This window comes from Sphingomonas quercus (assembly GCF_018863195.1).
In the GTDB taxonomy this organism is placed as follows: Bacteria; Pseudomonadota; Alphaproteobacteria; order Sphingomonadales; family Sphingomonadaceae; genus Solisphingomonas; species Solisphingomonas quercus.
In genome coordinates this window covers 78,799-103,815 of record NZ_JAHKRT010000006.1, presented here as the reverse complement: position 1 = coordinate 103,815, position 25,017 = coordinate 78,799, and the positions used below count along the sequence as shown (strand labels likewise).

The 25,017-nt window shown below is 67.7% G+C and carries 20 protein-coding genes; 15 read left to right on the top strand and 5 right to left on the bottom strand.

The window, feature by feature from the left end; translation table 11 throughout:
* Positions 1-44: 44 nt before the first annotated feature.
* Positions 45-1,001 (bottom strand): cupin domain-containing protein, encoded by a 957-nt coding sequence (locus tag KOF26_RS12055; RefSeq protein WP_216325111.1) that lies wholly within the window; start codon positions 999-1,001, stop codon positions 45-47.
* A 339-nt stretch (positions 1,002-1,340) separates the two neighbouring features.
* On the opposite strand from KOF26_RS12055, the gene KOF26_RS12050 reads away from it, so the two are divergent.
* From KOF26_RS12050 to KOF26_RS12015, 8 genes are all read left to right on the top strand, one after another.
* Positions 1,341-4,103 (top strand): TonB-dependent receptor domain-containing protein, encoded by a 2,763-nt coding sequence (locus KOF26_RS12050; protein ID WP_216325110.1) that lies wholly within the window; start codon positions 1,341-1,343, stop codon positions 4,101-4,103.
* A 115-nt stretch (positions 4,104-4,218) separates the two neighbouring features.
* On the top strand, positions 4,219-5,919 hold the full coding sequence (locus tag KOF26_RS12045; RefSeq protein WP_216325109.1) for an outer membrane protein assembly factor BamB family protein: 1,701 nt from the start codon (positions 4,219-4,221) through the stop codon (positions 5,917-5,919).
* A 123-nt stretch (positions 5,920-6,042) separates the two neighbouring features.
* Entirely contained in the window at positions 6,043-8,049 is a 2,007-nt protein-coding gene (locus tag KOF26_RS12040) for an outer membrane protein assembly factor BamB family protein (RefSeq protein WP_216325107.1), read from the top strand.
* A 57-nt stretch (positions 8,050-8,106) separates the two neighbouring features.
* Positions 8,107-8,544: a c-type cytochrome gene (locus tag KOF26_RS12035; protein WP_216325104.1), complete on the top strand. Its 438-nt coding sequence runs from the start codon at positions 8,107-8,109 to the stop codon at positions 8,542-8,544.
* 69 nt (positions 8,545-8,613) lie between these two features.
* Positions 8,614-9,384, top strand: coding sequence for a GntR family transcriptional regulator (locus KOF26_RS12030; RefSeq protein ID WP_216325102.1), 771 nt, complete (start codon positions 8,614-8,616; stop codon positions 9,382-9,384).
* Between the two features lie 97 nt (positions 9,385-9,481).
* Complete coding sequence (locus tag KOF26_RS12025; protein WP_253201387.1) at positions 9,482-10,693, top strand: CaiB/BaiF CoA transferase family protein; 1,212 nt, start codon at positions 9,482-9,484, stop codon at positions 10,691-10,693.
* Positions 10,690-11,466 carry an enoyl-CoA hydratase gene (locus KOF26_RS12020; protein WP_216325100.1) on the top strand — a complete coding sequence of 259 codons (777 nt, stop codon included), beginning with the start codon at positions 10,690-10,692 and terminating at the stop codon, positions 11,464-11,466. The genes KOF26_RS12025 and KOF26_RS12020 overlap by 4 nt, the downstream gene beginning before the upstream one ends.
* A gap of 10 nt (positions 11,467-11,476) precedes the next feature.
* Positions 11,477-12,616, top strand: a complete 1,140-nt coding sequence (locus tag KOF26_RS12015; protein ID WP_216325096.1) for an L-lactate dehydrogenase — start codon at positions 11,477-11,479, stop codon at positions 12,614-12,616.
* Between the two features lie 4 nt (positions 12,617-12,620).
* Here KOF26_RS12015 and KOF26_RS12010 read toward each other — a convergent pair whose 3' ends face one another.
* Genes KOF26_RS12010 through KOF26_RS12000 form a run of 3 tightly spaced genes read right to left on the bottom strand, consistent with a single transcriptional unit; the run spans position 12,621 to position 16,464 of the window.
* A complete protein-coding gene (locus KOF26_RS12010) occupies positions 12,621-13,916 on the bottom strand; it encodes an MFS transporter (RefSeq protein ID WP_216325093.1) in 1,296 nt (431 codons plus the stop codon).
* The gene (locus KOF26_RS12005) at positions 13,913-15,322 is read right to left on the bottom strand and encodes an amidohydrolase family protein (RefSeq protein ID WP_216325090.1); all 1,410 of its coding nucleotides are present in this window, start codon (positions 15,320-15,322) and stop codon (positions 13,913-13,915) included. The genes KOF26_RS12010 and KOF26_RS12005 overlap by 4 nt, the downstream gene beginning before the upstream one ends.
* The gene (locus KOF26_RS12000; RefSeq protein ID WP_216325088.1) at positions 15,319-16,464 is read right to left on the bottom strand and encodes a fumarylacetoacetate hydrolase family protein; all 1,146 of its coding nucleotides are present in this window, start codon (positions 16,462-16,464) and stop codon (positions 15,319-15,321) included. The genes KOF26_RS12005 and KOF26_RS12000 overlap by 4 nt, the downstream gene beginning before the upstream one ends.
* 303 nt (positions 16,465-16,767) lie before the next feature.
* Between KOF26_RS12000 and KOF26_RS11995 the strand changes: the two genes are divergently transcribed.
* The 4 genes from KOF26_RS11995 (at position 16,768) to KOF26_RS11980 (ending at position 20,027) form a co-directional block, all read left to right on the top strand.
* On the top strand, positions 16,768-17,748 hold the full coding sequence (locus KOF26_RS11995; protein ID WP_216325086.1) for an LLM class flavin-dependent oxidoreductase: 981 nt from the start codon (positions 16,768-16,770) through the stop codon (positions 17,746-17,748).
* Positions 17,745-18,530: a DODA-type extradiol aromatic ring-opening family dioxygenase gene (locus KOF26_RS11990; RefSeq protein WP_216325084.1), complete on the top strand. Its 786-nt coding sequence runs from the start codon at positions 17,745-17,747 to the stop codon at positions 18,528-18,530. The genes KOF26_RS11995 and KOF26_RS11990 overlap by 4 nt, the downstream gene beginning before the upstream one ends.
* Positions 18,531-18,634: 104 nt before the next feature.
* Positions 18,635-18,922 carry a hypothetical protein gene (locus tag KOF26_RS11985; RefSeq protein ID WP_216325082.1) on the top strand — a complete coding sequence of 96 codons (288 nt, stop codon included), beginning with the start codon at positions 18,635-18,637 and terminating at the stop codon, positions 18,920-18,922.
* A 91-nt stretch (positions 18,923-19,013) separates the two neighbouring features.
* Positions 19,014-20,027, top strand: a complete 1,014-nt coding sequence (locus KOF26_RS11980) for a sugar kinase (RefSeq protein WP_216325080.1) — start codon at positions 19,014-19,016, stop codon at positions 20,025-20,027.
* Positions 20,028-20,034: 7 nt separating this feature from the next.
* Here the strand turns inward: KOF26_RS11980 and KOF26_RS11975 are convergent, their stop codons facing one another.
* The gene (locus KOF26_RS11975) at positions 20,035-22,281 is read right to left on the bottom strand and encodes an LPS-assembly protein LptD (RefSeq protein WP_216325078.1); all 2,247 of its coding nucleotides are present in this window, start codon (positions 22,279-22,281) and stop codon (positions 20,035-20,037) included.
* A 194-nt stretch (positions 22,282-22,475) separates the two neighbouring features.
* Between KOF26_RS11975 and KOF26_RS11970 the strand changes: the two genes are divergently transcribed.
* The 3 genes from KOF26_RS11970 (at position 22,476) to ndk (ending at position 24,911) form a co-directional block, all read left to right on the top strand.
* A complete protein-coding gene (locus tag KOF26_RS11970; protein WP_216325076.1) occupies positions 22,476-23,942 on the top strand; it encodes a leucyl aminopeptidase in 1,467 nt (488 codons plus the stop codon).
* 31 nt (positions 23,943-23,973) lie between these two features.
* Positions 23,974-24,411 carry a DNA polymerase III subunit chi gene (locus KOF26_RS11965; RefSeq protein WP_216325075.1) on the top strand — a complete coding sequence of 146 codons (438 nt, stop codon included), beginning with the start codon at positions 23,974-23,976 and terminating at the stop codon, positions 24,409-24,411.
* Positions 24,412-24,488: 77 nt separating this feature from the next.
* Complete coding sequence (gene ndk, locus KOF26_RS11960) at positions 24,489-24,911, top strand: nucleoside-diphosphate kinase (protein WP_216325072.1); 423 nt, start codon at positions 24,489-24,491, stop codon at positions 24,909-24,911.
* Positions 24,912-25,017: the final 106 nt, after the last annotated feature.

The following is a 25,017-nucleotide window of genomic DNA, read 5'->3' as shown; positions in this document are numbered from 1 at the left end:
GGCCGCCCGGCGGTGATGCCGGGCGGCCTTTGTCGTGGTTACGATCAGTTGGCCGGCGCTTCGAAATTATGAAGGATCGGCGGGCGCGGGTTGAACGGAATGCGCGTCGACATCGGCGCGCCCGGATCATTGCTCGGCCGATGCCAGCGGCCCTTGGCGGCGGCGACGACGTCACCCTGATCGGCGACGAAGTAGGGGAAGCCCTCGATCTGATAACCGACCTTGCCTTCCATGATGAACCAGAACTCCATCCAGTCGACGTGGAAATGGCCCTTGTTGGTGGCCGGCGGGATCGTCTGGGCCTTGCCGCGCAATATGTTCGAGGTGAAGTGATCGTCCCACACGAACTTGCCGTTATAAGGCTTTTCTCCGACCGCGACGTCTTTCAGGAAGTCGATATAGAGCGGATTGGTATCGCGATCCTTGTTCGGCCCGGGATTGCCCGTCACCTTGACATAGGTGCGGCCGGGGTAGGGATCGGGCGTCTCGGTCGCCGGGAACAGCGGCGGCGAGCCGGCCTGGCGCACCTCGAAGCGCAGCGACGGCTTGTCGCCCACCGTTTCCAGCGAATAGATGTGGCGGAACGGCACATTGACCATGAAGCCCTTGGTCGCCGTGAACGGCTCGGCGCCGTCGATCGTCACGCGGATCGCACCGTCCTGGACGATGAACACCACGCGATCGTCGGCGTAGAAACGCGGCTTGGTCTTCTTGCCGACGCCGAGCGAGATATAGTCGGCATCCTGCTCGCGATTGCGGATGATGGGCTGCACCCAGTCGCTCTGCCCGCGATGCGAGGCGAGTATTTCCGACAGCTTCCAATGCACCTTGTTCGGCGCCTCATAGGGCGTCGGCGTGCTTGGCTTGGCCGACCAGAACTGCGCCGGCATACGCTGCTCGGTGACCGGCATCGGATCGTCCTTCGGCAGGAACTGGGCGCCGGCCGCCACCGCCGTCGACACCGCGACCATCGCCGCACCGAAATACAACAAGCCTCTCATCGCTTTTTCCCTCCTGTGTGCCGGCGCGTCGGCCCGCCGGCGGACCCGCCCAGCATAAGGCCCCGATTCTTGCATGCAATTACGACCAACGTCGCGGCCGCGGGCAAATCCGCCAGAACGGTCCTGATACGGCTGCCCAGCGAACCGATACGGCTAAAACATGACAATGAGCTTCCAGTTGTGCATGCATGACATCACATCTTGCATGCACTGTTGACATGATCCCCGAGTCGATGCAATCAAAGCTCAGGCGCACAAAGAACGCCGCCCAATAAAATCGGGGAGAGAGAGATGAGCATAGTCTTGCGCCACGTGGCCCGTGGCGTATCCGCCATCGCCTTGGGCACAGCGGCCATCACGGCGTCCGCCGCGCTGGCGCAGAACGCGCCGCCGCCCGCGCCCGTGCCGGCGAGCCAGCCCACCGACGAGATCGTCGTCACCGGCACCAGTATCCGCGGCGTCGCGCCGGTCGGCTCGAACCTGGTGTCCGTCACGGCCGAGACGCTGGCGGCGACCGGCGAGCAGACCGTCACCGGCGCGCTCGATTCCGTGCCCTCGCTCAGCGGCGTCACCGGCCAGGGGACGACCTCGGCCTTTTATCAGCCGAGCATCCACCAGCTCGGCGCCAGCGCCTCCAACTCGACGCTGGTGCTGATCGACGGCCATCGCGGGCCGACCGGCGGCACCAACCACACCTTCCTCGATCCGAACATCGTCCCGGACATCATGATCCAGCGCGTCGAGGTCCTCGCCGAAGGCGCGTCCTCGGTCTACGGATCGGACGCGGTGGCTGGCGTGATCAACTTCATCACCCGCCGGAAATTCGATGGTATCCGCGCCGACGTGTCGACCACGCTGCGCGATGGCACCACGGGTTATTCTGCGGGTTTGCTGATGGGCACCACCGGCGACACTTTCTCCGCGGTGGTCGGCGCCGGCTATATCTATCAGGACAATCTGCGCAACAAGGATCGGGACTTCACCTATCCCGATCACCGTAATGTCTCGCTCGGCAACGGACGGACGGGCGGCAATTTCCTGACCTCGTTCTGCGATCCGGCGTCGATCAATTCCACGGCGCTCACCTGCACCAACTGGGACGTCACCGACCTCCTCGGCAAGGAGACCCGCCAGAATGTGATGGCGCGGATCAGCTTCACGCCGACCAGCGCCCTCGAAATGGGGGTGGACCTGCTTTATTCCCGCCGGCGTGGGGTCAGCCGCAACGGCGCGGGCACGATCCAGGCCACCGTCTTCTCCGGCGGCCAGCAGGCCAATCCTTTCTATACGGGACCCGGCGCCAGCCAGACGGTGCGCTGGGACGCGACCTCGCTGTTCGGGCCGGCCAAGGGGCATAACAACAGCGACAGCATGTATGCCAACTTCACCCTCGGCTATGATTTCACCTCGGACTGGCATCTCGATTTCCTGGCCAGCGCCGGTCGCGACGAGAGCAGCACCTTCACCACCGGCGCGATCAATTCCAGCGTCGCGCTGCTGGGGCTGAACGGTACCACCAACGGCGGCGGTTCGCTGACCGCCATCTCCATCCCCGGCACCACCACCATCATCACCCAATTGCCGCTGACCACCGCCAATGCGCTGGACGTGTGGAATCCGGCGAGCAGCAACCGCACCTCGCAGGCGGTGCGCGACGCGCTGATGGACAACACCAACCTGCTGCGCAACACCACCGGCTATCAGCAGGTGCGCGCCAGTGTGACCGGCTCGCTGTTCGAGCTTCCCGCCGGTGCCGTGAAGCTCGCGGTCGGCGGCGAGATGTACAACACCCAGCTCAGCCAGTTCGTGTCACGCGCCAACAATTCGGGTCCGGCGCGGCAAGGTTCGCAGCAGCTGAAATATGATTTCAGCCGCAAGGTCTATTCGGGCTTCGCCGAGTTGAACGTGCCGGTGATCTCGCCCGAAATGGGGGTGAGCTTCATCAGCAAGCTCGATCTGTCCGCGTCGGTGCGCTACGATCACTACAGCGAATTCGGCGGCACGACCAATCCCAAGTTCGCGTTCAATCTTGATCCGATCGAGGGCCTGCGCCTGCGCGGCAATTACTCGACGTCCTTCGTGTCGCCGCCGCTGACCATCTTCGGCGACCAATATGGTTCCTTCGGAACGGCCGGCTGGTCGACGCAGACCAACAACGTCAATATCCCGGTGTCGGCCTATCCGGCGGTGGCGCAGATCATCCCGAGCTGCGCGGGGCAGGCGCTCTGCAACATCGCCACGCTGCAGGGCATCCAGGTGACGAGCGGCGATCAGAATGCCGGCCCGCAGGAGGGCAGCGGCTGGTCGCTGGGCGTCGATCTTGGCCCGCAGCTGGTGCCGGGCCTCCACGCCGGCATCACCTATTGGAGCACCAAGTTCGATGGCGGCACGACCGGGCCGCAGCTCCAGAATGTGATCAACACCGCGTCAGCCCAGTTCCTGCTCAGCTTCTACCCGGGCTGCGCGACCCAGGCAGATATCGCGGCGGTGACGCAGGGTATCCCGCAGACCAACAGCCAAGCGGCCTGCACCAACTATATCTTCCGGACGATCAACTCCAACTGGCTGAACCTGCGGGTGGCGGGCATCGATTATAATATCGATTATGATCTGCGCACCGAAAGCGCCGGAACATTCTCGGCGGGGATTTCGGGCACGCAATTCACCCGCTACCGGCAGTCGTTCGGCGACGGGCCGTTCTATGACATCCTCGGCACCGCCGGCATTAACGGCACCTTCCCGTCGAACCGCACCAAGCTTCGCGGCTATCTCGGCTGGTCCGATGGCACCCTCGCGATCCGCGCCTTCGCCAATTACACCGGCAGCTATCGCAACTGGTCGAGCAGCACCGTCACCCCGCTCACCCGCGACGAGAACGGCAATCCGAGCGGCGGCGGCGACAAGGTGAAGAGCCAGACCACCTTCGATCTGAACATCAGCTATGATCTGCCCGGCGTGCTGAACGGGGCCAGGATCGCGGTTGCTTCCCGCAATCTGTTCGACAAGGACCCGCCTTACTATAACGGCGCGAGCGGCTATTACTCGCTGATCAACAACCCTTACGGCCGCACCGTCACCCTCAATCTGTCGATCAAGCTATAGGACGGCCGGGGAAGGGGTGGCGTCCGCCCCTTCCCGCGGTGCTTGCAGCCATCTTGCGGACCAGGTGCTTTTCCGGACTGAAGCAGACGCAATCAAAGGAAGGATAGCGATCTCCATGCCCCACGCTTTTCGTCTCGGCGTCGCTGCCATCGCGTTGCTGGCGCCGGCGATGCTGGCTGCGCAGGCGCCGGCCAACGATTGGCCGACCTGGGGCTATGATCAGGAACGCACCGGCTGGAACCGGGGCGAGACCGCCCTCGGTACCGGCAATGTCGGCAAGCTCAAGCTGCAATGGACAGCGAAGCTGCCCGCCGAGGTGACCGACGTCGCGCTGTCGACGCTGACCGCGCCGGTCATCGCCGCGGGGGTGCAGACCGCGCAGGGCGTCAAGAACATCCTCGTGGTGCTCAGCGCGGACGACAAGCTGTTCGCCGTCGATGCCGACACCGGCGCGATGCTCTGGCAGAAATCCTTCCCCAACGCCGTCAAGCCGACCAAGCAGGCGACGTGGCTCTGTCCCAACACCGCCAATGCCACGCCGACCATCGACAAGGCGCGCGGCGTGGTGTTCTTCCTCGCCTCGGACGGCAAGCTGCGCGGCGTCAACCTCGCCGATGGCGCCGAGCGGCTGGCGGCAACCGAGATGGTGGCCCCGTTTGCGCGCGCCTGGAGCCTCAACCTGATCAGCGACGTCGTCTATGCGACGAGCGGCCGGGCGTGCGGCGAGATCACCGATCCCAAATCGGCCATGTATGCGGCGCGCGATCTCAAGACGCCGTTTGATCCCGCCAACCGCCCGACCGATCCCTCATCGGTGACGGCTGTCGACGTCACTGATCTCGCGCGTCCCGAGTTGACCCGCTTCTACCTGAGCAGCGGACGTCCCGCTGCGCCGTGGGGCCGCGGCGGCCTTGCGCGCGGACCCAATGACAGCGTCATCTTCGAAACCTCGGATGGACCCTATGATCCGGCCGCCGGCAACTGGAGCGACACGATCGTGCGCCTGTCGCACAAGGCGGCGCGCGTGCTCGATTCCTTCACGCCGGAAAATCACCGCTATCTGAGCGGCCATGATCTCGGCGGCTCGGCAAGCCCGGTAGTCTTCCCGTTCGGCGGCAAGACGCTGGTCGCGGTGGCGCAGAAGGAATCGGTGCTCCGCCTGCTCAATGCCGACGACATGGGCGGCGGCGCGCTCGCCAGTCACCAGAAGCCCCTGTTCCAGTCGCCGGTGCTCGGCAATGAAGGGGCGGTCGGCACCGATCCGAGCTCCGGCGTGTGGGGTGCGATCACCACCTACGCCAACGCCGCCGGCCGGCGCTTCCTCTATCTGCCGATGTGGGGCCCGCTCGCCAGGACGGCCCCGGAATTCAAGATCAGCGCCGGTGATACGCCTAATGGCAGCGTGCTGGCGTTCGAGGTGGTCGAGGCGAACGGCACCGTCTCGGCGGTGCCGCTGTGGAAGTCGGGCGACATGATCATGCCGGATCCGCCGGTGGTCGCCAACGGTGTCGTCTATGCCCTGTCCACCGGTGGCCAGGCGCTGCAGAATTACCGGGTCCAGGGCGGTCCGCGCCTCGTCAACACCACGCCCGAGGCGGCGAACTTCCGCGCCACGCCGATCGGCAATCTGACGCTCTACGCCTATGATGCGGAGACCGGAAAGCAGCTCTATTCAAGCGGCAAGACGCTGTCGGGCTGGGTACATTTCTCCGAGCCGGTGGTCGCCCTCGGCAAGGTGTTCGTGGTCACCCACGATGCGCAGATTCATGCCCTGGGGGTCGATGACGGCAAGCCCACGGCCCGGTCCCGCCGCTGAACCGGCGATCGGTAGCGCTACGGGCAGCTGCTCGGCGGGACTGCGCCTTTGGTCGTACTTGGCGAACGCCCTCCCAGCCGTCAGCGTGGTGCGACCAGAGCAGGACATTGAGAAGGGGTGGGAATGGCGAAGCTGACGCGGCGGACGGCGATGGCGTTGCCGTTGATGGCATGGCTTTTCGCGCGCACGCCTGCCCTCGCCCAGATCACGCCGCGTCAGCGCGCGCCGGGCGATACCGACTGGCCGAGCTATGGCAACAATCTCGCCAATCACCGCTATTCGCCGCTCGACCAGATCAACGCGGAGAATTTCAACGATCTCGAGATCGCCTGGCGGGTGAAGACCGATCTGTTCGGCGCCCGGCCGGAATATCAGTTCGAATGCACGCCGCTGATGATCAACGGCGTGCTTTATGCGACGGCGGGAACGCGCCGCTCCGTCATCGCCGTTGATGGCGCCACCGGCGAGATATTGTGGATCCACCGCGAGGATGAGGGCGAGCGCGCGCGAAATGCGCCGCGCAAGCTCTCCGGCCGCGGCCTGTCCTACTGGACGGACGGCAAGGAAGAGCGGTTGCTCTACGTGACGATCGGCTATCAGCTGGTCGCGCTGGACCCGGCCACCGGCCAGCGCATTCCCGGTTTCGGCGACAATGGCATTGTCGATCTCAAGAAGGACTTCGATCAGGATATTGATCCCGTCCACGCCGATGTCGGCCTGCACGCGGCGCCGGCGGTGGCCAAGAACGTCGTCATCGTCGGCGCTGCCCATACCGCCGGCAATGTGCCGAAGACGCGCGACAATGTGCGCGGCTATGTCCGCGCCTTCGACGTGCGGACCGGCGCGCGCAAGTGGATCTTCCACACCATCCCGCGCAAGGGCGAATTCGGCTACGACACCTGGCTCGACGGCACCGACGAGATCGGCAATGCCGGCGTCTGGTGCCAGATTTCGGTCGATGTCGATCTGAACCTCGCCTATCTCGGGGTCGAGCTGCCGACCGGGGATGTCGGCGGGCAGTATCGCCGTGGCGACGGCCTGTTCGGCGAGAGCATCGTCGCCGTCGACCTCGATAGCGGCGAGCGCAAATGGCACTACCAGCTCGTCCATCACGGCATCTGGGATTATGACGTGCCTTGCGCGCCGATCCTGCTCGACGTGCCGGTGAAGGGGAAGGGCGTCGTCAAGCTGCTCGCCCAGCCGACCAAGCAATCCTATCTCTATGTGCTCGATCGGGTCACCGGCAAGCCGGTGTGGCCGATCCGGGAGACCAGGGTGCCCAAGGGCGACGTACCAGGCGAATGGTATGCGCCGACCCAGCCCGTGCCGAGCCGGCCTGCCGCCTATGACATGCAGGGCATCAGCGCGGACTCGCTGATCGATTTCACGCCGGAGCTGCATGCCAAGGCGCTGGAGGTGATCAGCAATTACCGGACCGGGCCGCTGTTCACCCCCGCCTCGGTGTTCGATCCCGACGGCAGCTGGGGGACGCTGACCGCGCCGAGCCTGACCGGCGGCGCCAACTGGCCGGGCGGCTCGGCCGATCCGGAGACCGGCGTCGTCTACATCTATTCGAAGACGCAGGCCGACGTGATGACGGAGCTGAAGAACGACAATCCGAAACTGTCGGACTTCGAATGGATCAACGTCCGCGGCATGCCCAACGCGCCCAAACGCGGGGATCACACCTACGGGCGGCTCACCGTGGAGGGCTTGCCCCTGCTGAAGCCGCCCTATGGCCGCATCACCGCCATCGACCTCAAGACCGGCGATCATCTCTGGCAGGTGCCGCATGGCGAAACGCCGGATGAGGTGCGCAACCATCCCAGGCTCAAGGGGATGACGATCCCCAAGACCGGGCGCGCCGGCTTCGCCGGCACCCTCACCACCAGGACGCTGGTCATTTGCGGCGAGCCGGGCCTGTTCACCCTGCCGGACGGGCGGCGCGGCGCGATGCTCTGCGCCTACGACAAGGCCACCGGCGAGCAGAAGGGCGCGGTCTACATGCCGGCGAGCATCTCCGGCGTGCCGATGACCTACATGCTGAATGGCCAGCAATATATCGTCGCCGCGATCGGCGGCGGCAATTACAGCGGCGAGCTGATCGCCTTTCGCCTGCCCGGCGCCTGAGACGGTGATCGCCGGTACATGGGTTTGTCTCGCGTAACAGTTGCAGAGGATGTGCGTATGAACTTGCCACCCCGTCGCCGAACCTGGCTCGCCGGCCTTGCGCTCGCCGCCATCCCCGCGCTCGCCCTGGCTGCCCCGGCCACCGTGTGGGACGGCGCCTATAGCGAGGCGCAGGCGAAGCGCGGCGAGGCGCAATACACCGCCCATTGCGCCAGCTGCCATGGCGACAATCTCGCCGGGGCGGACGTGGCGCCGCCACTGGCCGGCGGCGGTTTCCTCTCCAACTGGAGCGGGCAGAGTGCCGGCGACCTGTTCACCCGCATCAAGACGACGATGCCGCAGGACAATCCCGGCAGCCTCGGTTCCGCCGCGGTCGCCGATGTCGAAGCCTATATTCTGTCGAAGAACGGTTTCCCCGCCGGATCGACGGAACTGCCCCGCGATGCCAGCCTGCTCGGGCAGACGAAAATCGTGCCGGACAGGCCGGGCGCGTGACGGCCCGCCGGGGGATCTACGACTATCCTCCCGCTTGCTCCCGCGCGGGCGACTGGCTAGCGTCCATCCATGAATAGAACGGGCAAGAATGCGCCGCCGCCAGAAGAAGCGGCCAAGCCTGCGCGCAAGGGGGATCGCCATCAAGAGGCCGTGCGCCTGCTGCGCAGGATGATCCTTGCCGGCGATCTGCCCCCCGGGGAGCCGCTTCGCGAAGTGGCGTTCAGCGAACAGTTCGGCATGTCGCGCACCCCGGTGCGCGAGGCATTCCGCACCCTGGCCGGCGAAGGGCTGGTCAGCCTGCTGCCCAATCGTACCGTGCAGGTCGCCCATCTCGACGAGGAGGCGGCCGCCGAGGTGTTCACCGTGCTCGGCGCGCTGGAATCGCTGGCCGCCCGGCTCGCGTGCAAGCGCATGACGCCGGAGCAGCTCGAAATCCTCTCCGAACTGCAGGAGGATATGGAGCGCTATTTCGAGACGCGCGATCGCCCGCGCTATCTTGAGGCCAATCGGCTGATCCACGAATTGATCGTGGAATCTTCTGCCAATCCCTCCTTGCTGCTCGCCTGGCGCCTGTTGCTGCCGCGCGCGGAGCGCGCGCGCCACGTCAGCACCCTGGATCATGATCGCTGGGCCGACGCCTTCGAAGAGCATAAGCAGATCCACGCTGCCCTGCTGCGCCGCGACGCCGCAGCGCTGAGCCGGCTGATGGAAGAGCATTTCGACAATGGTGCCGCCAGCATCCGGCACGAAACCAAGCAAGCCCGGGCGCGCAAGCGCATGGCCGCCTATGACGGCGCCGCCTCCGGTGAGCCGCCCGAGCCGGGCCGCTCCGGGAAATAGCGCAGGGGCGGCCCCGCCGCTTCTTGTATGCACGTATGGTGCGATGTATGCATAGGTGAGATGCCGTTGTCGTGGCGTTGCCGCGGGCCCAGTCGGCATGCTTGATGCAGAGGTGGATATTTCAATGGTGGAGGAAGGGCGGGGTCGTCGTCAGCCGTTGGCGGGGATTCGTGTGCTGGACGTGTCGCAGGTGATGGCAGGCCCGTTCTGCTGCATGTTGCTGGGCGACATGGGCGCGGACGTGATCAAGGTGGAGCCGCCGGCGGTGGGCGACAGTTCGCGCCGCTCGATGGGTTTCCGGCTGAAGGGCGACGACAGTCCCGGCTTCTTGGCGCTCAATCGCAACAAGCGCAGCATCGCGCTGGATCTGAAGTCGGAGGCGGATCGCGCCGTGTTCTACGGGCTGGCGAGGACGGCCGACGTCGTGGTGGAGAATGGCCGGCCTGGCGTCGCCGATCGGCTGGGCATCGGCTATGAGACGCTGAAGGCGATGAACCCGGGTCTGATCTATGCCAGCATCTCGGGCTTCGGGCCGGGTGGGCCATGGGCGATGCGGCCGGGCTATGACCTCATCGCCCAGGCGATGTCGGGATTGATGAGCGCCACCGGCCTGCCCGATGCCGAGCCGGTCAAGAACGGCACGCCGGTCGGCGATCTCGGCGCGGCCTTGTTTGCGACCTATGGCATCCTCTCGGCGCTGATCGGCCGCGCGCAGACCGGCGAGGGCCAGTTCGTCTCGGCGTCCTTGTTCGAGGCGGCGCTGGGCCTGTCGATCTGGGAGACGGCCGAACTGTGGGGCACCGGCAAGAGCCCGAAGCCACTGGGCACCGCCAACCGCATGTCGGCGCCCTATCAGGCAGTGAAGGCTGAGGACGGCTATTTCGTGTTCGCCGCCGCCAACCAGAAGCTGTGGCTGTCGCTGCTGGCGGTGATTGGACGCGAGGAGCTGAACGACGATCCGCGCTTTTCCGACAACAGCGTGCGCGTCGCCAATGCCCGCACGCTGATTGAGCTGCTGCGGCCGACCTTCGCGACGCGCAGCGTCGATCAATGGGTGAGCGCGCTGCTTGCCGCCGGCGTGCCGGCGGGGCCGATCTATGATTATGAGCAGTCTCTGGCGAGCGAGCATACGCGGGCGCGCGAGATGGTGCAGGAGATCGCTCATCCGGTGGAAGGCAGCTTCAAGGCCCTGGGCTTTCCGGTGAAGCTGTCGGCGACGCCGCAGGCGGTGCGCTATCCGCCGCCCTTGCTCGACGAGCACGGCGCGGAGCTGCGCCGGGAGCTGGCCGAGCGGGGGCTGATCGGATGAGCGAGGGACGGACCAGCGTCACCCGGCACGGGCCTGTCGCGCGCATCCTGTTCGATCGTCCGCAGGCCTATAATGCGCTGACCTGGGAGATGTGGCGCGGCCTGGGCGAGGCGTGCGCGCAGATCGCCGCCGATCCGGAGATCCGGGTGGTGACGCTGCGCGGTGCCGGCGGCAAGGCGTTCGTGTCGGGCACCGACATCGCCGGGTTCCGCAGCTTCACCGGCGGCGATGACGGGGTCGCCTATGAGGCGGAGATGGACGGCTATCTCGCCGCCGTCGAGGCGCTGCCGCAGCCGACCGTTGCCATCGTCGACGGCTGGGCGGTGGGCGGCGGGCTGGCGCTGTCGTTCGCCTGCGACTTCCGGGTGGCGGCGGAGGGCGCGCGGTTCGGTTCGCCGCTGGCGCGCACCGTCGGCAACTGCCTGTCGGCGCGCGGCTATGCGCGGCTCGTCCAGCATGCCGGAATCGCCATGGCCAAGCGCATGCTGCTCGCCGCCGAGATGATCCCCGCCGCCGAGCTCGACGCACTCGGGCTGCTCAACGCGCTGGTGCCGGCGGACGCGCTCGATGCCGCTGCGGACGCGCTGGTCGAGCGGCTGCTCGGCAACGCGCCGGTGACGCTGCGCGCTTCCAAGGAGGCGATGCGCCGCATCGCCGCCGCCGGCCAGCCCGACATCACCGACCTCATCCACCAGGTCTATGACAGCCACGACTTCAGGATCGGCGTCGCCGCCTTCCTCGGCAAACAGACACCCCTCTGGACCGGGAAGTAAAGGAGCGAGCATGATCCCCGCGAGCATCGAGGATTTCCGGGAACTGGCGCGGCGTCGTCTTCCGCTCTTCCTGTTCGATTATATCGACGGCGGGTCCTATACCGAGACGACGCTGCGCAGCAACGAGGCCGATTTCCAGCGCCTCAAGCTGCGCCAGCGCATCATGCGCGACGTCTCCAGCATCAATCTCGCCACGACGCTGATGGGGCAGGAGGTGTCGATGCCGGTGGCGCTGGCCCCGATCGGGCTTGCGGGCCTCTATGCGCGCCGCGGCGAAGTCCAGGCGGCCCGCGCGGCCGAGGCGGCGGGGGTGCCGTTCATCCTTTCGTCCTCGTCCTGCTGCTCGATCGAGGAGGTGACCAGGAGCGTCACCCGGCCGGTCGCCCTGCAGCTCTACGTGATCCGCGACCGTGACTATATGGAAGACCTGCTCGCGCGCACCGCCGCGCTCGGCGTCGACACGCTGGTGCTCACCGTCGATCTCATCACCCACAGCCCGCGCCGTCGCGACATACGCTCCAGCCTCACCGGCACGCAGGGCCTGCCGGCGCGGCTGAAGCGGGGCTTCGAGATCATGCGTCATCCCGACTGGGCGTGGGACGTCGGCGTGATGGGCCGGCCGCACACGCTCGGCAATTTCGCGCCGCGCATGCCCGAAGGCGCGGGCCTCGCCCAGTTCACCGCCTGGGTGGCGCGCAATTTCGACGCCTCGATCACCTGGAAGGACATGGCGTGGCTGCGCCGGCACTGGCGGGGCCGGATCGTCGTCAAGGGCATACTCGACGCCGAGGATGCCGCCGCCGCCTGCGACGAGGGCGTGGACGGCATCATCGTCTCCAATCATGGCGGCCGCCAGCTTGACGGCGCGCCTTCGTCGATCGCCGCCCTGCCGGCGGTGGTGGAGGCGGTCGACGGCCGCGCCGAAGTGCTGCTCGACAGCGGCGTGCGCTCGGGCATCGACATATTGCGCGCGCTGGCGCTGGGTGCGCGCGGCGTGCTGCTCGGCCGCGCCTGGGCGTTCGCCCTCGCCGCGCAGAAGCAGGCGGGCGTGACCCGCATGCTCGACCTGCTCCGCCACGAGCTGCACATCGCCATGGCCCTGTCCGGCCAGACCGATGTGCGCTCGGTCGGCCGGGACGTGGTGCTTTAGGGTCTCACCCTTCCCGCGCGTAGATCAGGCGGGACGCGTCGATCTTCAGGAACAGCAGCGCCGCGACTGCCGAGAGGATGGCGAGCACGTACATCGCCGCATCCCAGCCGCTCCAGTGGAGGATGTAGCCGGTGATCACGGCGGCGAGCGCGCCGCCGATATTGCCGAAGGTGTTCATCACTGACGACACCGAGCCGGCGAACACGCCGCCGACGTCGAGCGTCAGCGCCCAGGACACGCCCACCGTCAGCTCCAGCCCGAACACCGCCAGCGCGAACCACGCCACACTTTCGAGCGGCGCCTTGGTGAGCACCGCCACCGGGATGGCAATGGCGGCGACGACGAAGCCGAGGATCGCCACCACGCGGCGGCCCATCGTGACATTGCCGCTTCGGTGGATCAGCCGATCGGAAATCCAGCCGCCGGCAATGTCGCCGACCACCCCCGCCATCAGCGGCACGCTGGCGAACAGGCCCATGGCGGCGAGGTCGAAGCTTCGTACCTCGTTGAGATATTTGGGAAACCAGGTGAGGAAGATGTTGATGCTGTAGGCGTAGCAGAAATACATGCAGCAGATCAGCCAGAGCTGCGGACTGCTGAGGATCTTCCGCCACGGCACCGCCGGCCGCTCGCCGACGTCGGCGGCCTGCGCGCCGAGCGCGTTGGCGATCAGCGCCCGCTCGGCCTCGTTGGCGCCCTTGTGCTGGCGCGGGTCGTCGCGGAAATACCAGAACCACACCGCCGCCCAGACGAGGCCGAGCACCGCGAAGATCAGGAACGGGCCGCGCCAGCCGAGATGCAACATCAGCGACACGACGATCAGCGGGGTGATCGCGCCGCCGAGCCGCGCGCCCGCATGGGTGATGCCTTGCGCGAAGCCACGCTCGGAGGGCAGCATCCAGCGCGACAGCGAGCGGGTCGCATTGGGGAAGGCGCCGGCCTCGCCGCAGCCGAACAGGAAGCGGCAGACGATCAGCGAGCCCGCCGACCACGTCGCCGTGGTCAGCGCCGTGAACGTCGACCACCACACCACGATCGCGGTCAGCGTCCGGCGGGGGCCGAACTTGTCGCCCAGCCAGCCGCCCGGGATCTGGAACATCGCGTAGCCGATCTGGAACACGCTGAACACCCAGCCCATCGTGATCACCGACAGGCCGAACTCCTTCTGGATCATCGGCGCCGTGGTCGAGATCACGACGCGATCCATATAGGTGATCATGTACGCCGCGACGGTCAGCCACAATACGGCGTGGCGGACCCGCGTCGGCCGTGCCGCCTCCCTCACCCCGGCATCGCTCATGGCTTGACCGAGGGCACCTTGTTGCCCGCGATATAGACGGTGTCGATTGTCTTGCTGTTGTGGATGTCGGCGAGCGGATCGGCGTTGAGCACGACGAGGTCGGCCCATTTGCCGGGTTGCAGCGTGCCGGTGTCGGCGTTGAGCCACTTGGCCGCGTTCCCGGTGGCGGCGGTGATCGCCTGCAGCGGGGTGAGGCCGGCCTTGACCATCTCCCACAATTCCCAATGCTCGGAATAGCCGGGCACGCGGCCCGGGGGGCCTGCGTCGGTGCCGAAGCCATAAGGGATGCCGGCCTTCACCTCGGTGGCGAAATTGGCCTTGGCACGCTCGTCGAACTCGGGGAGGAACTTCCAGTTCGGGTTTGACGACACCGTCTTTTCCCGTTCGGGGCTCTCGAGCCCGGTCACCGAGGCCGGCGAGACGGACTGGCGGAAGAACGGGTCCTTGGTGATCGGGTTTGGCGCGCCGAAGGCGTGGACGGCCGCCTCGCGGCTGAGCGTCGGCGCCACCTGCCAGGTGCCCTTGGCCTTCATCGCCGCGATCAGCGCGTCGTCGATCGGCTTGTCGCGAACGCTGTGGACGAAGCCGTCGATACCCTGCTCGACCAGCCTCTTGGCGTCGTCGAGGTAGAAGACATGGGCGAGCGCGCGCTTGCCCTTGGCATGCGCCTCGTCGATGACCGCCTTGCTGATCTCAGCCGGCATCTTCGGCATCGAGTGCAGCTCGTCATCGACCCACAGCTTGATAAAGTCGACATTTTTGGCGACCTGGGCATCGACCTCGGCCTTGGCCTCGGCCGGCGTGGCGACGGGGTGGTTGATGCCCGGCACGCCGCCATAGCCGCCCTTGAAGACGATGCCCTGGCCGGCGGTATAGACGCGGGCCATGTCCGGGCGTCCGGCGCGCTCGGCGTCGCGCACTCCGAAGATCGCGTCCCCGTCCGTGCCCATCGACTGCACCGTTGTCACCCCATAGGAGGCGTAGGTGCGCAGGTCCTTCCTGACGCTGTCGGCGGTGAAGAAGTCGGCTTTCTGCGTCAGGTCCTGCACGGTGCCGAGATGCACGTGGAGGTCGATCAGGCCGGGCATGACGAACTTGCCGGCGAGGTCGACCGGCTGCACCCCGTCCGGATGCGGCGCCTCGGCCACCGGCCCGACCCATTTGATGCGACCATCCTCGACCAGCATCGCCTGGCCCGGCTTGGCGGCGGCGCCGGTGCCGTCGATCAGCGTGAAGTTGCTGAGCAGCAGCGTGTCGCCGGCAGCAGCGGCGCCGCCCGGCGCCTCCTTGCTGCACGCGCCGAGCAGGCCGGCGCCGATCAGGGCGGCGCAGGCGAGCGCGCGCGTGCGCACCCGCCAGGTGTTGCGATGATGGGCCATGCGATCCTTCTCCTTATGCTCGATCATGCCGGCAGCAGCCCGCGCCGGGCGAGGTTGCGCATCAGCGCGCTGACGCCGAAGGTCCACGGCGCGGCCTCCTCGCAGGTGACGACCCGGTTGACGAGCGTGCCGAGCCGGGGCGTGGCGATGCGGACGATGTCGCCGCGCTGGTGGGTGAAGCCGCGCCCGGCGGTGCCGCGATCGTCGGTCGGCGCGAACATCGTGCCGAGGAACAGCACGAAGCCGTCCGGAAACTGGTGATTCTTGCCGATCGTCTGGCCGACCAGATCCAGCGGATCGCGGCTGATCATCGCCATGCTCGACGAGCCGTCCAGACGGAAGCCGTCCGCGCCCTCGATCTCCAGCGTGACGACGGCGCTGCGCAGATCGTCCAGCGTGTAGCGATCGTCGAACAGGCGGATGAACGGGCCGATCGAGCAGGAAGCGTTATTGTCCTTCGCCTTGCCGAGCAGCAATGCCGAGCGCCCCTCGATGTCGCGCAGGTTGACGTCGTTGCCGAGCGTTGCGCCGCGCGCCTGGCCGGCCGCATCGCAGACGATCACCACCTCCGGCTCGGGGTTGTTCCATTCGGAATCGGCGCGCACCCCGATGTCGGCGCCCGCGCCGACCGTCGACAGCACCGGCGCCTTGGTGAAGATCTCCGCATCCGGGCCGATCGCGACCTCCAGATACTGGGACCAGAGGCCATCGGCGATGAGCAGGGTCTTGAGGCGGGATGCCTCGTCGGAGCCGGGGCGCACGGTGCGGATGTCCGTGCCGATGCGCTGGGCGATGTCGGCGCGGATGCGGTCCGCCTCGATCAAATCACCGCGCGCGCGCTCCTCGATGACGCGCTCGATCGCGGAGACGGCAAAGGTCACGCCCGATGCCTTGATGCATTGCAGGTCGACCGGCGAGAGAAGGCGTGGCGTCATGCCGCCCTCCCAGTCGCCCCTGAAGGCAAGGGCGTCGATCGACCCGATCGTCTTGCCGCTGGGCGGCATCGAACCGGGGGCCAGCCCGTTGAGCAGATCGGCGACGGTCGGCGCGATCGCCGACATGTCCTCGATGGCGCCATCGCGGAGCAGGACGGGCGTCGGGCCGTCGGCGGTCTCGATACGACCGAGGAGCACGGCGTCGTTGTGATCGACGGGGAGCAAAGCCTGCATGGGAAATCCTGGATAAAAGAAGGGTCAGGAGGCCTGGGCGCGCAGCGGCACGGGCCGGTGAAGGGTGGGCGTTGGCGGGCAGGGGCCCCTTGTCAGGCGTGATCGCATCCCATTCTCCCGCCCGCGGCCCGATCGGCCGTCTTGTGCATACACTGCGCGTGAAGATGCATACATCTTCCGACGCGCGGTGGCTGTCAAGCGTGGGCGGTCACTTCATGGCCGAACCCGCCACAGAAATCATGTCCGCAATTGTATTAGACCGGACGTTACATAAATCATCGGCACACGCCCTCGGGATATGCCATGACCGCCATTTCGATCCTCGACCTCGTCCGCGTCCGCCAGGGGAGCGACATCCGCGCCGCGCTCGATGCCGCGCGCGATCTCGCCGCCCATGCCGAGACGCTGGGCTATACCCGTTTCTGGGTGGCCGAGCATCACAACATGCCGGGCATCGCGTCCGCCGCGACCTCGGTTGTGATCGGGCACATCGCGGCGGGGACGCGCTCGATCCGGGTCGGGGCGGGCGGGATCATGCTGCCCAATCATTCCCCTCTGGTCATCGCCGAGCAGTTCGGCACGCTGGCGACCCTGTTTCCCGGCCGCATCGATCTCGGGCTGGGCCGCGCGCCGGGCACCGACCAGCTGACGCTCCGCGCGCTGCGCCGCGATCCGATGACGGCGGAGAATTTTCCCAACGACGTGCGCGAGCTGCAGGCGCTGCTCGGTCCGGTGCGCGAGCATCAGCGCATCGTCGCCGTGCCGGGGGCTGGCACCGAAGTGCCGCTGTGGATCCTCGGCTCCAGCCTGTTCGGCGCGCAGCTCGCCGCCCAGTTCGGCCTGCCCTACGCCTTCGCCTCGCATTTCGCGCCGCAGGCGCTGATCTCCGCGTTGCAGGTCTATCGCGATTATTTCCAGCCATCGGAGCATCTCGGCCGGCCGCATGCGATGATCGGCGTCAACATCATTGCTGCCGACACCGACGCCGAGGCGCGGCGCCTCGCCACCACCCAGCAGATGTCCGTGGCGGACCTGTTTCGCGGCGCGCGCGGGCTCAGCAAGCCGCCGATCGACGATATCGACAGCTACTGGACGGCGCAGGAAGCTGCGCAGGCGCAGGGTTTCCTCGCCCGCTCGATCGTCGGCTCGCCCGGGACGGTGCGCGCCGGCATCGCCGCGCTGGTCGCGGAGACGGGTGCCGACGAGCTGATGATCGTCTCCGACATTTTCGATCACGAGGCGCGCCGCCGTTCCTATGCGCTGATCGCGGAGGCGGCGAAATGAGGCAGCCGGCCCTGTTCATCCCGCATGGCGGCGGCCCCTGCTTCTTCATGGACGATCCCGCCGGCCATTGGACGTCGATGGGTGATTTCCTGCGCGCGCTGCCCGCTACCCTGCCGGAGCCGCCACGGGCGATCCTGCTCGTCTCCGGCCATTGGGAGACGCAGGGGTTCGCCTTCACGAGCGATCCCCAGCCGCCGCTGATCTACGATTATCACGGCTTCCCGCCGGAGACCTATCAGCTGCGCTATGACGTGCCGGGTTCGCCGGGCCTCGCCGATCGCGCCGCGCAGCTGCTGCGCGGCGCCGGGCTCGCCGCCGCTGCCGAGGCGGGGCGCGGCCTCGATCATGGCGCGTTCGTGCCGCTCAAGGTTGCCTTTCCGGAAGCGGCGGTGCCGGTGGTCGAGATGTCGGTGGATCGCGGCCTCGACCCGGTCTTGCATGCCGCTGCCGGCCGCGCGCTGGCGCCGTTGCGCGACGAAGGTGTGCTGATCATCGGCTCGGGCATGAGCTTCCACAATATGCGTGGCTATGGCCGGGCGGAGTCGACCGCGCCCTCTATCGACTTCGATTCATGGCTGACGGCGACCATCGCGCTTCCCGGCGAAGCGCGCGCCGCAGCGCTGGCCGGTTGGGCAGACGCGCCGGCCGGCCGCTTCTCCCATCCGCGCGAGGACCATCTCATTCCGCTGATGGTCGCGGCCGGGGCCGCGGACGGGCCAGGGCGCCCGATCTATCACGATCTGGTGCTGAAGACGGCGATCTCGGGCTATCGCTTCGACTGACCGCTTTTCGAATCCATCGAACAATATGCACGATCTTATTCGGCTGTTTTGGACGGGCGTTGGCGGCCATTGAGTGTCGGTGACGCGCTGACAGGAGACGGATCATGGCCTTCATCGCTTTCGATCAGGTGCCGAACGATGCGCCGGTCGCCGCGCGCGACGCGATCGCTCCCGCGCCGACCCGCGTCCCGGGCGTTGCGGCCGTTGCCCGGCGGGTTCGCCTGCCGCTGCCGCTGCCGCTGCTCGCCGCGGGCGTTGCGCTGCTGTGGATCGGGCGCGCGGTCAGTCTGGCAGTAGACTCGGCCCTGCTCGGCCTGGTCGCGGCATCCCTGGCCTTCCTGATCGGCGTCGCGGTCCGCTCGGCGGTACGGCCGGCGCACGCGGGCCGCTGATCGTTCGCCGCATTCCGGCGCCTCCCGGCTGGACATCGCTCCGTCCTCGTGCATGGCGATGCACGTGTGCGCGTGACGATGGAGACTGCGAATGCCCGATGCGACCGGACCGATGCTTTGCTTTGGCGAGCTGCTGTTGCGGCTCTCCGCGCCGGGACGCAGCGCGCTGTTCCAATATCCGACGCTGGACGCCTGTTTTGGCGGCGCCGAGGCGAATGTCGCCGTCGCGCTGTCGCGCATCGGCACGCCCGCCAAGGTCGTCAGCCGGGTGCCGGACGACGCGATCGGCGATGCCGTGATCGATCATCTCCGCCGCGGTGGTGTCGATGCCTCGTCGGTGCAGGCCGTGCCCGGGCGGCTCGGCACCTATTATCTGGCGCCGGGCGCCGGTCCGCGTGCGGCGGCGGTGATCTATGATCGCGAGAACAGCGTGTTCGCCGCTGCCGGTCCGGAGGATTTCGACTGGCCGACGCTGCTCGCCAATGCGCGCGGGCTGCACATGTCCGGCATCACCCCCGCGCTGGGGCCGAACAGCGCCGCGCTGGCGCTGGCGGCGGCGCGCGCGGCGGGCGAGGCCGGCGTGCCGGTGTCATTCGACGGCAATTACCGCGCGCGCCTGTGGGAACGCTGGGGCGGGGAGCCGCGCAAGGTGCTGCACGCGCTGGTCAGCGAGACGACGATCCTGTTCGGCAATCACCGCGACATCGCGCTGCTGCTCGGCGGCGAGTTCTCCGGCGACGGGCCGGAGCGGCGGCGCGAGGCGGCGGAGGCGGCGTTCGCGGCCTTCCCGCGGCTGCGCTATATCGCGTCGACGGCGCGACACGCCGAGGATGCCGAACTGCATCGCCTGTCCGCGCGTATCGACGCCCGCGACGGTTCCTTCCAGACCGACGAGGTGGAGATCGCCGGCATCGTTGACCGCATCGGCACTGGCGACGCCTTTGCGGCGGGCGTGCTGCACGCGCTCGGCGAGGGGCTGGAAGCGGCTGCCGAGACGGGTCTCGCGCTCGCCGTGCTCAAGCATGGCACGCCGGGCGACGTCAGCTTCACCGGCCCGCGCGAGCTGGCGGCGTTCCGGGCAGGCGGGCGCGACGTGCGGCGGTGATCGGAGCCTAGCGGCCGATATTCTTCAGCGAGAAGCGCAACAGGAAGGTGTTGCCGCGGCGCGCGTCGCCGGTCTGGGCATAGTCGCGCCGCCAGGTCAGCCCGAACGAGAAGCAATCATCCTCATAGGCGAAGCCGAGCCGGTGGCGGATCGGCTGGTATCCGTCGGCGATCGACAGCGGATCCTCTTCCTTGCTGGTGAGGTCGATCACCGTCGAGCCGAACACCGACCAGCGCTTGAGCAGCGCGATGCGCGCGCCCAGCCGCACCTCGGCGCGATCGCGCAGGTCCTCGCCCAGGGTCGAGATGTCGCGGTTGAGGCGCAGATAGCCGGCGGTGAAATAGGTGGCGTCGCTGCCCACCGTCACGTCCGCCTCGTTGCGGCGGATGCCGAGCGAGTCCTTGTCCAGCCGGAAGCGCTGGGTGTAGCTCACCCAGCGGCCATATTTCAGCGTGACGCGCCCGACGATGTCCGAGAATCGATCCGACAGGCCGGTGCCCTGCGGGAAGATCGAGGGCTTGTCGGACAGGCGATAGCTCTGGCCGATGATCGCGCGGGCCGAGAAATTCGGCAGGTCCAGCGCATATTCGCCGCCATAGGTGATACGCGCCCCGTCCTCCCAGCGATCATAGCCGGGGAAGCGATTGAGCGCGAAAAGGTTGGAATCGTCGAGGTCGATGGCGCGCGCGTCCTCGTTCGGCATGGCGAGGTTGCGGGTCGGCGGGGAGGCGACGATCTGCACGCGCGGCGTGATGCGCTGGGTGCCGCCGAACAGCGCGCCGACGAACGGCCAGCGCAGGTCCGCCGCCACCGCGGCGATGCCGCGCCCATGCCAGCCATTGAGCCCGCCATAGGTCGGCACCGAGGCCAGCGCATCGTCGGTATGATAGATGTCGGCGCGGGCATAGCCGGTCAGCGTCAGCTCCTGTCCCCACGCCGTGATCTGCCGCAGGTCCCAGCGGGCGCTGGCGAAGGCGCGCTGCGTGTCCTGGCCGTCGGTGCGGACGATGGCGAGGCTGTTCGCCTCCAGCTCCACCTTGCCGCCGACGATGGGATCGTCCAGCCGCAGCCGATAGTCGATCGCCGGCAGCGCGAACGGCATGGTGCCGGCCTTGTCGGTCGAGCGCAGGCCCTGGAAATACCAGCCGGCGATCGACAGGTATGAATTGCTGTCGATCCGCTCGACGTTGACGGTCGAGCGCAGGCGGTCGTCGCGCGAAATGTCGTAGCGGCGCAGGAACGTCTTGTCGGTGGCGAGGCGCAGCGAGCCGGACACCGTCCACCACGGATCGAGCTGATAGCGGCCATTGGCGTCGATATAGCCGCGCACCTCATTGTCCGACGGGCCGCTGGCGCCGACCAGCGCCGCCTGCCGGTCGGAATAGGTGATCATGCCCTGCACCTGGAACACGCCGAGCGAGGACAGGGCGCGATACTGGGCTTCGATCGCCGGCGCGACGTTGCTGTAGACGTGCGGGGTGAGGGTGAGGTCGCGATTCGGCGCCAGCGCGAAATAATAGGGCAGGGCGAATTCCGCCCCGTTCACCCGGCTGTAGCTGAAATTCGGCACGAGCAGCCCGGTGCCGCCCGAGGCCGAGCCGTCCGGATGCGAGAAATTGGGCAGCAGCGGGACCTGCAGGCCGAGCAGGTGCAGCCGCGCGCCGCGATAATAGATGCGCTTGCGATCCGGATTGTGGATTACCTTTACCGCGGTGATCTTCCACAGCGGCACTTTGGGGCAGCCGTCGCTGTCGGTCACCGCGCAGGGCGAATAGGCGGCGTGGTCCAGCGTGGTGATGCCGTCCTGCCGGGTGCCGCGCGCCGCCGCCAGCCGGCCGCCATCTTCCAGCACCAGCAGCATGTTCTCGACCACGCCGTTCTTGAGCGCGTCGTCCAGTTCGACGCGGTCGCCATAGGCGTGGTCGCCTTGCGGATCGGTGGTGACGACGCTGCCCTCGGCGCTGACCTGGCCGGACTTGCGATCCCAGACCACCTTGTCGGCGCGCAGATGATAGCCGTTGCGGATCATCCGCACGTCGCCGCTGGCGGTCACCACATCGGCGTTGTCGTCATAATTGAGTTCGCGCGAACTGAAGCCGATCTCGTCCTCGGCGAGCGGCGCCTCGTCGGCGCCAGGCGCGGCGACGGGCGGCGGCGCCTCGGCCACGGCGGGGGTCTGCAGCGACGTCGACGGCCCCTGCGCAGCGGCCGGCGCGAGCGGCAGCAGGCCGAACCATAAGAGCCTTTTTCTCACGCGCGCGTGTCGCCTCGCCTACCCTGAACCGACGCGCCTAGCCGACCCGCCGGGCGGCGGCAATCTTGGTGTTTGTTTGATGGCGGCCGTCGTCGCATGCCGGCGCGGTAATCCGTCAGGCCCATGGCTTGTGCCGGTTCGCGGCAACTCCCATAGAGCATCTACGTCCGAAGACTTCCCCGGAGATGCCGTCAATGAACGTCCGCTTCGCCGATCGCCGTCCCGATGGCGCCCATGCCCTGGCCCTGCCCGTTTCCGGCGCGGCGCTCGACGAGGCGCTGGCCGACCTCCCCGGCGCGGACGTCCTCAGGCAGGCGGCGACGGGCGAACGCTTCGTCGGCGAGCCCGCCAGCCTCGTCGAGACCTGGTCGGCCGATGGCGCAGCGGTGCGCCGCGTGCTGCTCGCCGGCGTCGGCACCATGGCTGATGCCGCGGCGCTGGAGAAGACCGGCGCGGCGCTGGCCGCCCGTCTCCAGACCTCGGGCGAGACGACGCTGGTGATCGACGTGTCGCGCCTTACCGGCAATCGCGCCGAGGCCGGTGCGCGCCTCGCTTATGGCGCGGTGCTGCGCAGCTGGCGCTACGACGTCTACCGCACGAGGCTGAAGCCCAAGCAGAAGCCGACGCTCGCCGAGATCGTCATCGTCGGCGCCGGCGACGGGGCGGCGGCGCTGTGGGAGCAGCTTGAGAAGGTAGCGGCCGGCGTGGCGTTCACCCGCACTCTCGTCACGGAGCCCGCCAACATCATCTATCCGGAGAGCTTCGTGGAGCGCGCCCGCGCGCTCGCCGATCTCGGCGTCGAGATCAGCGTGCTGGACGAGGCGGCGATGCGCGAGGCCGGCATGGGCGCGCTGCTCGGCGTATCGCAGGGCTCGGCGCGCGAGGCCCGGCTGCTGGTGATGAAGTGGGACGGCACCGGCGGTACCGCCGATCCGGTGGCGCTGGTCGGCAAGGGGGTCACCTTCGACACCGGCGGCATCTCGATCAAGCCCGCCGCCGGCATGGAGGACATGAAGTGGGACATGGGCGGCGCCGGTGCCGTGACCGGCGCGATGATGGCGATCGCCGGCCGCAAGGCGAAGGCGCACGTTATCGGCGTGTGCGGCCTGGTCGAAAACATGCCCTCGGGCACGGCGCAGCGGCCGGGCGACGTCGTCACCACCATGTCCGGCCAGACGGTGGAGGTGATCAACACCGACGCGGAGGGGCGGCTGGTGCTGTGCGATGCCATCACCTGGGTCCAGCGCACCTACAAGCCGAAGACGATCGTCGACCTCGCCACGCTGACCGGGGCGATGATCATCAGCCTCGGCAACGAACATGGCGGCCTGTTCACCAACGACGATTTGCTGGCCGAGCAGCTCACCGCCGCCGGCAAGGCGGTGGGCGAGAAGCTGTGGCGGATGCCGCTCGGCGATCCTTATGACAAGCTGATCGACAGCCCGATCGCCGACATGAAGAATGTTGGCCCGCGCGAGGGCGGCTCGATCACCGCGGCGCAGTTCATCCTGCGCTTCGTCGAGGAAGGCGTGCGCTGGGCGCACCTCGACATCGCCGGCATGGTGTGGTCGGGCAAGCCCGGCGCGGTGTGGGACAAGGGCGCCACCGGCTATGGCGTGCGCCTGCTCGATCGTTTCATCGCCGATAATTTCGAGGGGTGATCGGTCCCGTCGCCTTGGCGGAGGCGGGCTGATGCAGGTCGATTTCTACCACCTCGCAGCGCCACTCGATCGCGTGCTGCCGCGCATCGCGGAGCGGGTGGTGGATGGCGGCGGGCGGCTGCTGGTGGTGGCCGGCGACGATGCGCTGCTCGCCCGGCTCGACGAGCGGCTGTGGAGCTACGCGCCCGAAAGCTTCCTCCCCCATGGCCGCGCCGGCGCCGACGGGGAGGCGGATCAGCCCGTGCTCCTTTCCGCGCGGCCGGAGCCGGCCAATGGGGCGCGCGCCATCGCGCTGGCGGACGGGGTGTGGCGCGAGGAAGCGCTGGGCTTCGACCGCGCCTTCCATTTCTTCGATGAGAGCAATGTCGCGGCCGCCCGCGCCGCGTGGAAGGGGCTGGCGTCCCGGGACGGTGTCGAGCGGCGCTACTGGAAACAGGACGAGGCCGGCCGCTGGACGCAGGCGGCGTAGGGCCCTTGCCTCGGATGGCGCGCCCGACTAGAGCGCGCGGCAATTCCCAACCCACAGCAAATGGAGCCGGCTCGGCTATGGCGACCGAACGTACTTTCTCGATCATCAAGCCCGACGCGACGCGTCGCAACCTGACCGGCGCCGTCACCAAGATGCTGGAGGATGCCGGCCTGCGCGTCGTCGCGTCGCGGCGTATCCACATGACCCGCGAGCAGGCGGAGGGCTTCTACGCCGTCCACAAGGAGCGGCCCTTTTTCAACGATCTCGTCTCGTTCATGATCTCCGGCCCGGTCGTCGTGCAGGTGCTCGAGGGCGAGAATGCGGTGGCGAAGAACCGCGAAGTGATGGGCGCCACCAACCCGGCCAACGCCGAGGAGGGCACCATCCGCAAGACCCACGCCGAATCGATCGAAGCGAATTCGGTCCACGGCTCGGACAGCGCCGAGAATGCGGCGATCGAGATCGCCTATTTCTTCAAGCCGGAAGAGATTGTCGGCTGATCGATCGGAGGGGGGCAGGGGAAGCCCGCCCCCCTCTCACTCTTCTCGTCACCCTGAACCTGGTTCATCCGGCGAGATGCGCCTGAGTCGCGAAAAAGTGGATGCT

Excerpts from the sequence above, each read along its gene's own strand:
- KOF26_RS12055 (WP_216325111.1), bottom strand. The coding sequence starts at position 1,001 with ATGAGAGGCTTGTTGTATTTCGGTGCGGCGATGGTCGCGGTGTCGACG.
- KOF26_RS12045 (WP_216325109.1), top strand. The coding sequence starts at position 4,219 with ATGCCCCACGCTTTTCGTCTCGGCGTCGCTGCCATCGCGTTGCTGGCG.
- KOF26_RS12040 (WP_216325107.1), top strand. The coding sequence starts at position 6,043 with ATGGCGAAGCTGACGCGGCGGACGGCGATGGCGTTGCCGTTGATGGCA.
- KOF26_RS12035 (WP_216325104.1), top strand. The coding sequence starts at position 8,107 with ATGAACTTGCCACCCCGTCGCCGAACCTGGCTCGCCGGCCTTGCGCTC.
- KOF26_RS12030 (WP_216325102.1), top strand. The coding sequence starts at position 8,614 with ATGAATAGAACGGGCAAGAATGCGCCGCCGCCAGAAGAAGCGGCCAAG.
- KOF26_RS12025 (WP_253201387.1), top strand. The coding sequence starts at position 9,482 with ATGCTTGATGCAGAGGTGGATATTTCAATGGTGGAGGAAGGGCGGGGT.
- KOF26_RS12020 (WP_216325100.1), top strand. The coding sequence starts at position 10,690 with ATGAGCGAGGGACGGACCAGCGTCACCCGGCACGGGCCTGTCGCGCGC.
- KOF26_RS12015 (WP_216325096.1), top strand. The coding sequence starts at position 11,477 with ATGATCCCCGCGAGCATCGAGGATTTCCGGGAACTGGCGCGGCGTCGT.
- KOF26_RS12010 (WP_216325093.1), bottom strand. The coding sequence starts at position 13,916 with ATGAGCGATGCCGGGGTGAGGGAGGCGGCACGGCCGACGCGGGTCCGC.
- KOF26_RS12005 (WP_216325090.1), bottom strand. The coding sequence starts at position 15,322 with ATGATCGAGCATAAGGAGAAGGATCGCATGGCCCATCATCGCAACACC.
- KOF26_RS12000 (WP_216325088.1), bottom strand. The coding sequence starts at position 16,464 with ATGCAGGCTTTGCTCCCCGTCGATCACAACGACGCCGTGCTCCTCGGT.
- KOF26_RS11995 (WP_216325086.1), top strand. The coding sequence starts at position 16,768 with ATGACCGCCATTTCGATCCTCGACCTCGTCCGCGTCCGCCAGGGGAGC.
- KOF26_RS11990 (WP_216325084.1), top strand. The coding sequence starts at position 17,745 with ATGAGGCAGCCGGCCCTGTTCATCCCGCATGGCGGCGGCCCCTGCTTC.
- KOF26_RS11985 (WP_216325082.1), top strand. The coding sequence starts at position 18,635 with ATGGCCTTCATCGCTTTCGATCAGGTGCCGAACGATGCGCCGGTCGCC.
- KOF26_RS11980 (WP_216325080.1), top strand. The coding sequence starts at position 19,014 with ATGCCCGATGCGACCGGACCGATGCTTTGCTTTGGCGAGCTGCTGTTG.
- KOF26_RS11970 (WP_216325076.1), top strand. The coding sequence starts at position 22,476 with ATGAACGTCCGCTTCGCCGATCGCCGTCCCGATGGCGCCCATGCCCTG.
- KOF26_RS11965 (WP_216325075.1), top strand. The coding sequence starts at position 23,974 with ATGCAGGTCGATTTCTACCACCTCGCAGCGCCACTCGATCGCGTGCTG.
- ndk (WP_216325072.1), top strand. The coding sequence starts at position 24,489 with ATGGCGACCGAACGTACTTTCTCGATCATCAAGCCCGACGCGACGCGT.